General features: G+C 47.5%; 8 protein-coding genes, 17 tRNA genes and 1 rRNA gene. 5 read left to right on the forward strand and 21 right to left on the reverse strand.

Annotation, left to right across the window (positions count from 1 at the left end):
• Positions 1 to 480 precede the first annotated feature (480 nt).
• Positions 481 to 975, forward strand: coding sequence for a cation:proton antiporter regulatory subunit (locus tag BN1360_RS00855; protein WP_068778038.1), 495 nt, complete (start codon positions 481 to 483; stop codon positions 973 to 975).
• Between the two features lie 465 nt (positions 976 to 1,440).
• Positions 1,441 to 2,283, forward strand: a complete 843-nt coding sequence (locus BN1360_RS00860; RefSeq protein WP_195714211.1) for a YitT family protein — start codon at positions 1,441 to 1,443, stop codon at positions 2,281 to 2,283.
• A 50-nt stretch (positions 2,284 to 2,333) separates the two neighbouring features.
• Here the strand turns inward: BN1360_RS00860 and nrdG are convergent, their stop codons facing one another.
• The 3 genes from nrdG to BN1360_RS00875 form a co-directional block, all read right to left on the reverse strand.
• Positions 2,334 to 2,834, reverse strand: coding sequence for an anaerobic ribonucleoside-triphosphate reductase activating protein (gene nrdG, locus BN1360_RS00865; RefSeq protein WP_256872394.1), 501 nt, complete (start codon positions 2,832 to 2,834; stop codon positions 2,334 to 2,336).
• Between the two features lie 5 nt (positions 2,835 to 2,839).
• Entirely contained in the window at positions 2,840 to 5,020 is a 2,181-nt protein-coding gene (nrdD, locus tag BN1360_RS00870; protein WP_148466493.1) for an anaerobic ribonucleoside-triphosphate reductase, read from the reverse strand.
• A gap of 153 nt (positions 5,021 to 5,173) precedes the next feature.
• Positions 5,174 to 6,112, reverse strand: coding sequence for a DUF1848 domain-containing protein (locus tag BN1360_RS00875; RefSeq protein ID WP_267490875.1), 939 nt, complete (start codon positions 6,110 to 6,112; stop codon positions 5,174 to 5,176).
• Between the two features lie 237 nt (positions 6,113 to 6,349).
• Between BN1360_RS00875 and BN1360_RS00880 the strand changes: the two genes are divergently transcribed.
• The 3 genes from BN1360_RS00880 to BN1360_RS00890 all read left to right on the forward strand — a co-directional run bounded on the left by BN1360_RS00880 (position 6,350) and on the right by BN1360_RS00890 (position 9,346).
• On the forward strand, positions 6,350 to 8,308 hold the full coding sequence (locus BN1360_RS00880) for an elongation factor G (protein ID WP_068778043.1): 1,959 nt from the start codon (positions 6,350 to 6,352) through the stop codon (positions 8,306 to 8,308).
• A gap of 115 nt (positions 8,309 to 8,423) precedes the next feature.
• Complete coding sequence (locus BN1360_RS00885; protein WP_068778044.1) at positions 8,424 to 8,762, forward strand: MazG nucleotide pyrophosphohydrolase domain-containing protein; 339 nt, start codon at positions 8,424 to 8,426, stop codon at positions 8,760 to 8,762.
• Positions 8,759 to 9,346, forward strand: a complete 588-nt coding sequence (locus BN1360_RS00890; RefSeq protein WP_068778045.1) for an LOG family protein — start codon at positions 8,759 to 8,761, stop codon at positions 9,344 to 9,346. Before BN1360_RS00885 ends, BN1360_RS00890 begins: the two co-directional genes overlap by 4 nt.
• A gap of 165 nt (positions 9,347 to 9,511) precedes the next feature.
• Here BN1360_RS00890 and BN1360_RS00895 read toward each other — a convergent pair.
• The 18 genes from BN1360_RS00895 to BN1360_RS00980 form a co-directional block, all read right to left on the reverse strand.
• Positions 9,512 to 9,591: transfer RNA gene (locus BN1360_RS00895), tRNA-Leu, on the reverse strand.
• An 18-nt stretch (positions 9,592 to 9,609) separates the two neighbouring features.
• Positions 9,610 to 9,686, reverse strand: a tRNA-Arg gene (locus BN1360_RS00900).
• Positions 9,687 to 9,700: 14 nt separating this feature from the next.
• Positions 9,701 to 9,786, reverse strand: a tRNA-Leu gene (locus BN1360_RS00905).
• Between the two features lie 11 nt (positions 9,787 to 9,797).
• A tRNA-Cys gene (locus BN1360_RS00910) sits at positions 9,798 to 9,871 on the reverse strand.
• 10 nt (positions 9,872 to 9,881) lie between these two features.
• Positions 9,882 to 9,956 (reverse strand) — tRNA-Gly (locus tag BN1360_RS00915).
• 9 nt (positions 9,957 to 9,965) lie between these two features.
• Positions 9,966 to 10,037, reverse strand: a tRNA-Gln gene (locus BN1360_RS00920).
• Positions 10,038 to 10,058: 21 nt separating this feature from the next.
• Positions 10,059 to 10,134, reverse strand: a tRNA-His gene (locus BN1360_RS00925).
• 32 nt (positions 10,135 to 10,166) lie between these two features.
• Positions 10,167 to 10,240 (reverse strand) — tRNA-Trp (locus BN1360_RS00930).
• 7 nt (positions 10,241 to 10,247) lie between these two features.
• A tRNA-Tyr gene (locus BN1360_RS00935) sits at positions 10,248 to 10,333 on the reverse strand.
• Positions 10,334 to 10,336: 3 nt separating this feature from the next.
• Positions 10,337 to 10,412, reverse strand: a tRNA-Thr gene (locus tag BN1360_RS00940).
• Positions 10,413 to 10,432: 20 nt separating this feature from the next.
• Positions 10,433 to 10,508: transfer RNA gene (locus BN1360_RS00945), tRNA-Phe, on the reverse strand.
• A gap of 77 nt (positions 10,509 to 10,585) precedes the next feature.
• Positions 10,586 to 10,662, reverse strand: a tRNA-Asp gene (locus BN1360_RS00950).
• 21 nt (positions 10,663 to 10,683) lie between these two features.
• Positions 10,684 to 10,757: transfer RNA gene (locus BN1360_RS00955), tRNA-Met, on the reverse strand.
• A gap of 14 nt (positions 10,758 to 10,771) precedes the next feature.
• Positions 10,772 to 10,847, reverse strand: a tRNA-Val gene (locus BN1360_RS00960).
• A 5-nt stretch (positions 10,848 to 10,852) separates the two neighbouring features.
• Positions 10,853 to 10,927 (reverse strand) — tRNA-Glu (locus BN1360_RS00965).
• Positions 10,928 to 10,957: 30 nt separating this feature from the next.
• Positions 10,958 to 11,049: transfer RNA gene (locus tag BN1360_RS00970), tRNA-Ser, on the reverse strand.
• A 4-nt stretch (positions 11,050 to 11,053) separates the two neighbouring features.
• Positions 11,054 to 11,129: transfer RNA gene (locus tag BN1360_RS00975), tRNA-Asn, on the reverse strand.
• A gap of 68 nt (positions 11,130 to 11,197) precedes the next feature.
• A 23S ribosomal RNA gene (locus tag BN1360_RS00980) occupies positions 11,198 to 11,286 on the reverse strand; the annotation flags it as partial.

Below are 11,286 nucleotides of genomic sequence, written 5' to 3' on the forward strand. Positions count from 1 at the left end.
AGGGGGGGCAGCCGTGACGAGGAGCAATAGAGGAAATGTCGCAATCATTTTTCTGATTTGTCTCGCCTTGATCATGTCTGTCTCTCTTGTTAATTACTCGGGAGAAACGGCCCCCGAACAGGGGCAGCATCAAAAGTCGGTCTATAAGCATATTTATAAGACGAACCATCCTACCCGACATTTTGTAAGAGCCAGTACTTTTTTCCCGAATAAACTTCCTCTCGAGAAGGCATTTGTTCAATTTCTCCTGGTACTGTCAATTGCGGCATATTATTTGCTGACCATACCTAGAGATTCCTTTCGACCGCTTTTCTCTCTGCGTCTCAAGCGCACCCTGTTAGCACCAATTAAATTTACCAGCAAGTTTGTAGCTTAAGCACAAGAATCCTTGCCGATTTGTTGCCTGTAACAATTCCGAGGGATTTATGGCTATATGCTTTTCCTTATTTGTCATTTTTATAACTGGAGGCCTGAAGTAAAATGAATCTCAAAGAAACGGATTTGCCCGGAATCGGTAAAAAATTCGTAGTCGAAACCAAAAGCGGTGATAAGCTTGCCATTATTATTCATGATGACGGCAGACGTGAAGTGTTCCATTATGACAGAGATGACCATGACGAGATTAACTCGCTGGTTACGCTTAACGATGATGAGGCAAGATATGTATCAGCCATTATTGGTGGAATAACCTATAAACCGACCGCTCTCGAAAATATCGAAGTTGCTCTTGGTGATCTTATTATTGAATGGTACAGACTTGATCCTCAATATAAAGCGATCGGCAAGACGATCGGTGACCTGCGCATTCGCCAGCGCTCCGGAGCCACTATTATCGCGGTGATTGAGAAGAACCACTCCAAGCACATCAATCCAGGCCCGGATTTACTGCTTACTTCGGACGCATTGGTAGTCGTTCTTGGCGAGCGTCTTCACCAGCAGCAGATTAGACAGATATTATTGAGTGGAATTTCATGATTTAGAGCATATAGCGGATTTAAAGTCAGGTTGGCGTATAGAGAACCTTGGGCTATCGCCAGCCTGAAGTTCATCCGGCAGATCAATCCGTATCAACATTTTCCTCCAGTTCCATTACTATAAAAGTTGTAGCAGATCTCAAACGGACCGTCCATCCGGCAACGGAGAAAGTGCTTGGCATGTCATGTTTGAAGATATTATCCTCGCGCTTGTTTCCGTTCTGTCCGGCCCTTGTCCTTGTCCTTGTCCTTGTCCTCAGCGTTTCCTCGTCGCTCTGCGGCGTTCTTTTATCGATTAATATTTTCCATGGGCAATATGTTCACAGACTTGATGTACCCTATCACCAACGCCTGGTCTAACAAAGCATACTTCAGGAAGAGAACCTTCCTTCCTAAACCGCTGCTTTTCGGATAGCATTTTATCACTATCTCGCCAGGCAATACGGTTTGGAAAGGGGAAATGAACTTGAACGGCAAATTCACGTTATTCTCTCCTGTGAAGCGACAGCTTCACACCAGAGTTCCCGACTCCCGGCGGCTTACGAGGGTATTGGGTGTCATTGCCGGAGCGTTGCTCGCTTCTATCGGCCTGGAGCTATTCCTGATGCCACACGGAATCATCGTAGGCGGAATGACCGGACTATCGGCATTACTCGCCTTTTACACAGAGATGAGGCTTGGCCTGTTCTTATTTCTGCTTAATCTGCCGCTGCTTATGCTGCAGCGCTGGAAGCGAATCGGCGGCTTCACATCTCTATCCATCCTCGGGCTGCTTGTGCTCTCGCTCGGATCATTTATGCTCCATCCCTTCCCTGCGCTTACCAGTAACCCCGTTCCGGCTGCACTCGCTGGCGGATTATCATTGGGCTTTGGGGTCGGAATCGCCATTCGCTTCGGTGGGGCTCTGGATGCTTCGGAGAAGCTATTCGATTGGCTACACTGCAAATTGCCAATCTCGACAGAGGCAATGATCTGGTTGTTCAACTGCCTTATATTCATCAGTGCCATTTGGCTGCTTGGCTTTGAACAGGCAACGCATTCCGTTATCGCTTATATTTTTGTATTTGAATCGGTCAAACTATCGCTCCGCGGTATCAGGCTGCATGTCTCTGTAATGATCAGCAGCCGTAAAAGCGAAGAAATTCGGCAAGAGATCGCACTTTATTTGAACCGCGACCCAAGCTATGAGGAACCGTCCTCGGGTCAGGAGGCTGCGCTCCATTGCAAATGCCATCGCTGGGAGCTCAACCGTCTCAAATCCATTGTCAAAAATTGCGATCCCCATAGTGAAATCACGATCAAAAGCTAATTAAGAAGCCGCTCTCTCCATTGATCACGGAAAGAGCGGCTTCTCCTTATTTATTCATATGAAATAGCTTGCCCCGCCTTCAGGCTTTCCTGAATATGAATGACTCGCTGATTGTTTGAACCACGCCACTTCAGCTTCAAATTTCGCTCTTCCAGTATAAATTTGCCGTCGACCAGAACATCGCAGTCTGACAGCAGCTTTAGCTTAGGGGCATCCGCAACAATCTCCTCGAAGGTATACCCGGACCAGATCCAAATATCCTTACCCGGGCATTCGCGGCGGACCCTTGAGATTAACGGGGACAGGCCTTCCACATTCTGGAAGGGCTCGCCTCCTAATATGGATAGCCCCGCTATCCTCACATCCGGCATATTCAAATCGGCGATGATCCGATCCTCCAGCTCCTTGGTATAAGGCGTCCCGTAGTTAAAATTCCAGGTAGCCGCGTTGAAGCAACCCTTGCAGTGATGCGTACATCCCGAAGTAAACAGCGAATGGCGCAGCCCTTTTCCATTAATGACATCAAACTTCTTATAATCAGCAATATACATAGCCATCACATATGCTTAACACGGGACAGAACTTCCTTCTGTTTACCGACGTTGAACGGGCGTTGGCTTGGCTCCGATAAATAACCGCAGCAGCGCCGGATGACGGATGAAGTTTTCGGGTTGCTATTGCCGCAGTTCGGACATTTGAATCCGCTGTTAGTCGCTTCGAACTCCCCCTCATAGCCGCATTCGAGACATTTGTCCGTTGGTGTATTGGTCCCGAAATAAGGCACTCTTTCATAGGCGTAATCCCATACGGCCTCCAATGCTTCCGGATTATTCACCAGGGAATCGAACTCGCAGTAAGTGATAAAGCCGCCGTTTGCATGCTGCGGATATACCCGCTCGAATTCAATCTTCTCGAACGGAGTCACTTTCTTATTTACGTCAAGATGGAAGGAATTCGTGTAATACCCTTTATCCGTCACGCCAGGAATTACACCGAAGTTCTCCTCATCCAGCTTGCAGAAGCGATAGCATAAGGATTCCGCAGGGGTTGAATACAAGCTGAAGCCGTACCCCGTCTCTTCCTTCCACTCCGCTGTTTTACGACTTAAATATTTGACGATCTCCAAACCTTTGGCACGGAGCACTTCATCTTCAAAGATAGATCTGCCGTATAGGGCCATCATCGTCTCATGAATACCGATATAACCAAGCGAAATGCTAGCCCGGCCATTCTCTAGCAAGTGATCGATCGTATCTTCCGCATGAAGCCGGCTGCCCGCCGCCCCCTCCATGTACAGAATCGGAGCCACCTTGGCCTTAACCCCTTTTAGCCGCTCAATCCGATAGAGCAGCCCTTCTTTACAAGCCTCCAGCAGCTCGTCCAGAAGCCGATAGAATTTCTCCTCCGAACCTTGAGCACGGATGGCAATACGAGGTAGATTAGCGGTCACAACCCCCATATTGAAGCGTCCGTCATGCAGCAGCTCTCCATTCTCCTCATATACCCCCAGGAAAGAACGACAGCCCATTGGAAATTTGAAGGAACCCGTAATCTCCTTCACTTTCGGAACAGATATAATATCCGGATACATGCGCAGCGTGCTGCATTTCAAAGCCAGCTGCTTAATATCGTAGTTAGGATCGCTGGGCTTCAAATTAACGCCATCCTCGATAGCAAAAATCAGTTTCGGGAAAATAGCCGTCTTCCCGTCCCTGCCCAGACCGCGGATCCGGTTCTGTAGAATAGAAATCTGAATCTGACGCTCAGCCCAAGACAAGCCGCGGCCAAAGCCAAACGTGCTGAACGGGGTCTGCCCATTAGCGCTCACGAGCGTATTAATCTCATATTCAAGAGATTGAAAGGCATCAAAGGTCTCTTTTTCCGTCAGCTTCTTCGCATAGTCCAGGCATCGAGGGTATTTCTCGTGCAATTTTTCATTCTCCCAAGAGATATCGAGCTCGTTGATCTCGGACTCCTCCAGCATATATAGCCATTCCAATCCCTTGCGATAGTGCTTCTTGAAGGATTCCAGGACATAAGGCGCCAGAATTTTATCGATTTCATTAATCGTATTCCCACCATAGATGTGGCTGGCTACCTGGGCAATAATCTGCGCAGTAATCGCAGTCGCTGTAGTAATTGATTTTGGCGTCTCGATCTGAGCGTTGCCGAGCTTGAAGCCATTCTCAAGCATCCCCTTCAGATCGATCAGCATACAATTGTAGATTGGAAAATACGGGCTGTAGTCCTGATCATGAAAATGCAGATCACCGCTATTATGAGCTTCAACCACCCGTTTAGGAATCATGTAGGTCTGAGCGAAATCCTTGGCCATAATTCCGGCCAACAAATCGCGTTGCGTCGGAATCGTCGCCCCGTCTTTATTGGAATTCTCCTTCAGCACCTCTTCATTCGTCAGCTCGAGCAATCCCAGCACCTTCCGATCCAGGCTGCTGCGCTCGCGCCGCTTCAAGGTTCTGACCTCACGATAGGCGATATATGCCTCAGCGACGTCTTTTCTTCTACTATTCATAAGTGCAGACTGAACTTCATCCTGAATATGCTCAATGTCTACTTTATCGAGTTTGGAGATCTTGTGCGTCACCTTGTCCGCTAATTTATGTGCAAGCTCCAAATCTACCTTCTTCTCCGTATTGTTCATAGCTGCGCAAATCGCATCAATAATTTTCTGTTGATTGAACGCAACCTCTGAACCATCTCGCTTAATTACTAGCATTTCGTTCATCCTTCATACAATTTTTTTTGTAAAACCCTCCTGCTAAGGGGCCAAACCAACGATTTTCGAATATGCCCAGAGAGTATAACATAACGAAAAAATTTGTACGGTGATGCTGGACACTTGACAAGCAGCCTTGAAGGAATTATCGAATTAAGATTTTCTGATATCAATCTCTTGATCATACTGATAAATTAGGGACGGACTGTCGGGATTATGGTGCTTCAACGTCTTATCCACCGCTTGTTCGCTTTGCACCGCATAACAGTAAATACAATTAAATTTGCAGGTGTTGTATACTCCAACGTCCACCGATTCGACACATTGACAGGCTCCCCGTTGGTTTTTGTCCTTCCTGGCCTGAATATCGCTACCAAGCAGTCCGGAAATCAATTCTCCATCTACACAACTCCCATGCTGAATACCGCAATGCGCCAGTTCAACAGCCTCAGCGCAGGTCTCGACCTGCATTCCGTTAGCATTACCAATGCGGCTGATCTGCTGTGCTATCTCTTCAAGCTGCCCTTGATATTCGGGTTTCGTTATATCCGTAAAAGAAACATCATTTAGGCCGGGCTGCTTCTTGATTTTATTCTCCGTCTTCCCATAGAAATCCATAAAGCTGATTACTAGGCGATGAGTATACGAGTTCAGTTGCCGGGCCAGAGCTTCAATCCGCTGCAGATGATATTCCACTGGCGTTAAGCTGCTAATAATAATGGGGTCATAACGCCATATTACCCGGTTGGAACCAATTTGCTGGCTTAGCCGTTTGAATACCTCCACCCTGTTGTCCAGCGTCGGAAGATTAGGCTCGAATTCAGACGGATAATCATTTAACGTGAATTGAAAGTAATAGCTATAACCCTTGTCATCCAGTGTAGGCAGATGCTTCAGAAAAGGCCGCGGATTTTTCGTCCAGAACACGATTATGTCCACATCCTCTGGCTTCAGGCTAAAGCCGCTGACCTGCTTGGTATTGAACGGATTCACCCTGTAGAAATAACCTTCTTCTATCCTTTTCATGAACCAATCTCCAAAAAAAGCGGGAATATCCGTCCTTCTGCTGGCGCTGATGATCAATCCGTCCACCTGCCTTCCTCTAAGTTCTATTTCCTTATTCTACGTGTTCTCACATTCCGAAAACAACTATAACTAAAGTTTCCATTCATAATTTACATTAATTCACATGCTATGCAATTAAAATATTAGAAATGATGCTACACTAAATTCAACCTAAATAAATGGAGGCGTTGTACATGCGGCAATTCAAAAATGATATGACGAAAGGAACATTCTATCCAATGAATATAATAGTGAGGTTATATCATGAAAACGATAAATATAGGGGTACTGGCCCATGTTGACGCTGGAAAGACGACTTTAACGGAACGTATTCTGCTTGAAACCGGCATTATTAATGCGGTTGGCTCCGTAGATAAAGGGAACACAATAACGGATTCCCTGGAACTTGAACGGAAAAGGGGAATCACCATCAAAGCTTCTGCGGTATCCTTCTGGGTCGGCGACGTAAAAATCAACCTGATCGATACACCGGGTCATGCCGATTTTATATCCGAAGTAGAGCACTCGCTCAGTATCCTGGACGGGGTAATTCTCGTCATCTCCGCGGTTGAAGGGGTACAGTCGCAGACCAAAGTGCTGATGAACACATTGACCGATCTGGGAATCCCGTCGATGCTGTTCATTAATAAAATGGATCGCCTCGGTGCCAATTACAGCAAAGTAATAGAGGAAATCAAACTTTCCCTTACGGATGCGGTTATTGAGCTAACGCAAATCAGTAATGAAGGTTGCCCTGACGTTGCAATAGCAGATCGCCAGATAGACATAGATGTATGGATCGAGCGCTTATCCGCTCATAATGAGCGTCTGTTATCCAATTATATCGAGAATGTAACGGTTCAGGACAGTGAGTTGTTTACAGAATTATGTGTGCAGACACAGGGGGCCCGGATCTTTCCCGTGCTTGCGGGCTCTGCTGCTCTAGGGATCGGCGTTGACCGGATATTGCAGTATCTTCGGCAATTCTTCCCGGTGAACCTTCACCATGAAGAACATGAAGAAGGTCCCCTTTCTGCTATTGTCTTCAAAGTGGAAAAGAGTATCACCGGTGAGAGGTTGGCTTATATCAGGGTCTACGAGGGCTTCCTGGCCATTCGCAGCGAAGTTGACATCATTCGAACAGATGCGGAAGAGAAATTCAGCTTTAAAATCAAAAAGCTCGAAACCTTGGAGCTCGGGGGAAGAACATCAGTCTCCTGCGTGTACAGCGGAGATATAGCTGTGCTGTTCGGTTCGGATTTACGGATCGGGGATATTCTCGGACAGCGTTCTGATCGGATAAAGGTCATTGCCTTTCAGGAACCACCGATCCGAATCCAGATTGCCGCTCGGCAAATCGAGGACACTCATCGCCTGCATGAGGCACTAGAGGACCTGACCGCAGAAGATCCTTTCATTCAATACGCGCAGAACGCTGTAACTCGTGAAATGAGCATCAAAATTTTCGGAGATATTCAAAAAGAAGTGATTGAAGAAACTTTAAAAAGTGAATTTGGGATTGAAGCGAACTTCTCCAATCCCGAAGTCATTTGCATAGAAAGACCTGTATCCACAGGGTCTTCTGTTGAATTTATCGGCGAGGCAGGCAACCCCTTCTACGCCACGATAGGCTTTCGAATTGAGCCCGGCGCCGCCGGCACAGGACTGCAATATCGCCGGGAAGTAGAGCTCGGCTCGCTGCCCCTGCCGTTTCAAAGATCGATTAAAGACACCGTTGAAGATACACTACGTGAAGGACTGCATGGATGGGAAGTAAGAGATTTGGTCGTTACGCTGACACACACGGGATACTCCAGCCCGGTGACAACCGCTGGCGATTTTCGTAATCTCGTGCCTTTAGTCCTGATGAAGGCTCTTGATGAAGCAAGTACGCTGGTTTATGAGCCTTACCACAACTATTTTCTGCGTATTCCCGAATCCAGCCTGAATAAGGCCCTATATCATTTAACTAGGCTGCAGGCCACATTCTCCGATCCCATCCCGGAACCTAACGGATATAGCCTGCAGGGAGCCCTTCCGGTGCGTAATACTGACTCGCTGAAGCAGATGTTGTATTCTTTTACAGGGGGTGAAGGCTTTCTCTCCACTAAGCCGGGAGAGTATTATCCCATCGAAGGCGCACCCCCGGAAAAATCCAGAAGCCGTCCTAATCCGCTGAATCGGAAGGCATATTTGCTTCACATTCATCGTATTATCCAGTGACCCCTCCTCTACTTGCTCATAAATCATTTATTGCTTCCAATTTGAAGTAATAATAAGATATACTGAAAAGGGAACATTCGTTCCGAATGTTAGTCTTTTTAGTGGAGGTTCTGAAGTGGATATAACTGAATTTCAGCAATGGGTGAAGCAGCATTATAAGGACAGAGGCTGGTCCGATCTGGACATCTTCGTACGCATCGGCTTCCTTGCAGAGGAGACCGGAGAGGTGGCAAGAGCCATTCGGGCATTGGAGATCGGCAGAGACCGGCCGGATGAAATCGAAGGCACATTCGAAGAGAACCGACAGGAACTGATCGAGGAATTAGGAGATGTGCTCGGTAATTTAATGATTATTGCAAACAGATACGACATCTCTCTGGAAGAAATATGTCTATCCCATCAAGCCAAATTAAAAGGCAGATATTCAAATGAAGGAGAGAAAGCCGAACTATGAAAAGTATAGCAGTATATTGCGGCTCCAGTATTGGAGCATCCCCGGTGTATCAAGAGGGAGCACGGGCGTTAGGTTATGAACTGGCGGAACGCGGCATTGCATTGATTTACGGCGGCGCAAGCGTCGGGCTCATGGGTGAGGTAGCCAGCTCTGTCCTTGAAAAAGGCGGACGTGCGATAGGAGTTCTCCCAAGCTTCTTGCAGGACCGTGAGATCGCTCATACGACTTTATCAGAGCTGATCATCGTGGATTCCATGCACGAGAGGAAGGCAAAGATGGCTGAACTGGCTGACGGCTTTATCGCCCTGCCAGGGGGTCCCGGAACGATGGAGGAATACTTCGAGATCTTGACCTGGGGGCAATTAGCATTGCACCATAAGCCATGCGGGCTTTTAAACATCCATCATTATTACGACTCCCTGATCGCTCTGTTCGATCATATGGCCCAAGAGAGATTCATGCACGATAACTATCGCTCCATGGTCATTACAGACACTACCCCAAGTGGTATTCTGGACCAATTCGCAAGCTATACCCCTCCGGCGGTGAAGACCTATCGGATGGATCAGCGGGCGAGAAGCTAGCTTATATTAGATTCAGCTGTAACTTCTTCATCGTACAAGTAGCTCCCGAAAGCATCCAAGTCAACGGTATGCTTTCGGGAGTATTTTGCAGGGATTATTTATAAGAAGAACAAAAACGGGTTTATAAAACTGCTCTTAAGCAATTTTATAAACCCGTCTGTGTGATGCCGGTGAAGGGACTCGAACCCCCACGGTTTCCCTCACGATTTTGAGTCGCGCGCGTCTGCCAATTCCGCCACACCGGCACATTTAATTTAGTTATATGGCGCGCCCTAAGAGATTCGAACTCCTGACCTTTTGATTCGTAGTCAAACGCTCTATCCAGCTGAGCTAAGGGCGCATGAGTTCAAACAGTGCGGAAGACCAGACTTGAACTGGTACGATAGTCACCTACCGCAGGATTTTAAGTCCTGTGCGTCTGCCGATTCCGCCACTCCCGCAAAAAAACAAATGGAGGCGCCACCCAGATTTGAACTGGGGATAAAGCTTTTGCAGAGCTGTGCCTTACCACTTGGCTATGGCGCCATAATATAGATGGAGCGGACGACGGGAATCGAACCCGCGACCCTCGCCTTGGCAAGGCGATGCTCTACCGCTGAGCCACGTCCGCATATAAATACTGGGGATATAGGATTCGAACCTATGAGTGACGGAGTCAAAGTCCGTTGCCTTACCGCTTGGCTAATCCCCAATAATATTCATTTAATTGAAATGGGGCGATCGATGGGACTTGAACCCACGAGTGCCGGAGCCACAATCCGGTGCGTTAACCCCTTCGCCACGACCGCCATAATAAATATTCTTTTCTTTTTTTGAAAAATGGCAGGGGCAGCAGGAATTGAACCCACACCAAAGGTTTTGGAGACCTTTGTTCTACCTTTAAACTATGCCCCTATATAACTGGTGGAGGCTGATGGATTCGAACCACCGAACTCGTACGAGAACAGATTTACAGTCTGCTGCGTTTGGCCACTTCGCTAAGCCTCCACGTGGTGCCGGCGAGAGGACTTGAACCCCCAACCTACTGATTACAAGTCAGTTGCTCTACCAATTGAGCTACACCGGCATTTGTCATTATTTATGTTATGGTGGCTCGGGACGGAATCGAACCGCCGACACGAGGATTTTCAGTCCTCTGCTCTACCGACTGAGCTACCGAGCCAAATAATAATGACAGTAACAAAAATTATATCATATTTTGTTGATAAATCAATACTCTTATTCCGTAATTAGGAATAATGGCGGAGCCGACGGGATTCGAACCCGCGGTCTCCTGCGTGACAGGCAGGCATGTTAGGCCTCTACACCACGGCTCCACACTATAAAATTAAAGCTAATTGCGGGGGCAGGATTTGAACCTACGACCTTCGGGTTATGAGCCCGACGAGCTACCGGACTGCTCCACCCCGCGTCAATTAGAATATATGGTGGAGGCTAACGGGATCGAACCGCTGACCCTCTGCTTGTAAGGCAGATGCTCTCCCAGCTGAGCTAAGCCTCCATACTTGGTGACCCGTAGGGGATTCGAACCCCTGTTACCTCCGTGAAAGGGAGGTGTCTTAACCCCTTGACCAACGGGCCTTACATTAAATATAACATACAAGATAATTATGGCGGAGAGAGAGGGATTCGAACCCTCGAGACGCTTGTGACGCCTACACGATTTCCAATCGTGCTCCTTCGGCCAACTCGGACACCTCTCCATAATGGCTCCCCGAACAGGACTCGAACCTGTGACAACTCGATTAACAGTCGAGTGCTCTACCAACTGAGCTATCAGGGAACATTAACTATCAGGCTTGATCACCTGAAAACTGGATACGAAACTCATTTTGCATATTTAGATGTTTTTTGGATAAGCCCTCGACCGATTAGTACCTGTCAGCTCCATACATTGCTGCACTTCCACCTCAGGCCTATCAACCTCGTCGTCTTCAAGG

This window comes from Paenibacillus sp. GM2, from assembly GCF_900069005.2.
GTDB lineage: Bacteria > Bacillota > Bacilli > Paenibacillales > Paenibacillaceae > Fontibacillus.

Bases quoted from the DNA above. Each gene is read 5' to 3' on its own strand.
- BN1360_RS00855 (WP_068778038.1), top strand. From the start codon at position 481: ATGAATCTCAAAGAAACGGATTTGCCCGGAATCGGTAAAAAATTCGTA.
- nrdG (WP_256872394.1), bottom strand. From the start codon at position 2,834: ATGTATATTGCTGATTATAAGAAGTTTGATGTCATTAATGGAAAAGGG.
- nrdD (WP_148466493.1), bottom strand. From the start codon at position 5,020: ATGCTAGTAATTAAGCGAGATGGTTCAGAGGTTGCGTTCAATCAACAG.
- BN1360_RS00880 (WP_068778043.1), top strand. From the start codon at position 6,350: ATGAAAACGATAAATATAGGGGTACTGGCCCATGTTGACGCTGGAAAG.
- BN1360_RS00890 (WP_068778045.1), top strand. From the start codon at position 8,759: ATGAAAAGTATAGCAGTATATTGCGGCTCCAGTATTGGAGCATCCCCG.